A 927-nucleotide genomic window follows, 5' to 3' on the forward strand; every position below is an offset into this window, starting at 1 on the left:
TTCAGATCGGGCGGAGATGTGGCCGACAACTCCGGTGCGGGGAAAAACCCACAAGCGAAAAAAAACCCTTCGCGTTTGCGAAGGGTTTTTCATGACTGGCAGGGGCGGAGAGACTCGAACTCCCAACACCCGGTTTTGGAGACCGGTGCTCCACCAATTGAACTACGCCCCTAAATAGGGTGGCGGTGCGGACGGGACTCGAACCCGCGACCCCCGGCGTGACAGGCCGGTATTCTAACCGACTGAACTACCGCACCACCGAATTACTACACACGCTGGATTAACATGCGTGGGGTCAGCCGCTTGTTGACCACCCCGGGTTACCCATTGGTACGTAGTGGATGCCTGGCAGCTCCCTACTCTCGCATGGGGAGACCCCACACTACCATCGGCGCTACGGCGTTTCACTTCTGAGTTCGGCATGGGGTCAGGTGGGACCACCGCGCTCGTGCCGCCAGGCAAATTCTTTCTCCGTGCCGCTCCCGCCGCACAGACTACTCTTACCGCCCGACGGTCACGAGAGTGAGGGTCGGGCATTATATCCGGAACTTCGCTGATATCGTCTTGTCTCTGGCGCACGCGTTCACGCCTTGCCCTCGCATCACGGAACTACGGAACTGTATACCCCCGGCGTTGGCTTTCGCGGTTATGTCGCTGGCGCTCTGCCGTTAACGTTCGTTACGGCTTCGGCTTTCGCCTTTCTCAAACAGCTCAGGGTTGTAAGGTTAAGTCTCACGGGTCATTAGTATCGGTTAGCTCAATGCCTCGCAAGCGCTTACACATTCGACCTATCAACGTCATCGTCTTTAACGCCCCTTCAGGAGGCTCAAGGCCTCAGGGAAGACTCATCTCGAGGCAAGTTTCCCGCTTAGATGCTTTCAGCGGTTATCTTTTCCGCACGTAGCTACCGGGCAATGCCATTGGCAG

At 57.4% G+C, this 927-nt stretch carries 2 tRNA genes and 2 rRNA genes; all 4 read right to left on the minus strand.

Annotated elements, in window-relative coordinates:
- Positions 1-96 precede the first annotated feature (96 nt).
- Positions 97-172 (minus strand) — tRNA-Trp (locus tag ACTBDU_RS16415).
- Between the two features lie 8 nt (positions 173-180).
- Positions 181-257, minus strand: a tRNA-Asp gene (locus ACTBDU_RS16420).
- Positions 258-343: 86 nt separating this feature from the next.
- Positions 344-459 (minus strand): 5S ribosomal RNA (gene rrf / locus ACTBDU_RS16425).
- A gap of 262 nt (positions 460-721) precedes the next feature.
- A 23S ribosomal RNA gene (locus ACTBDU_RS16430) occupies positions 722-927 on the minus strand; the annotation flags it as partial.

This window comes from Sodalis sp. (in: enterobacteria), from assembly GCF_051710625.1.
GTDB lineage: Bacteria > Pseudomonadota > Gammaproteobacteria > Enterobacterales > Enterobacteriaceae > JBPESN01.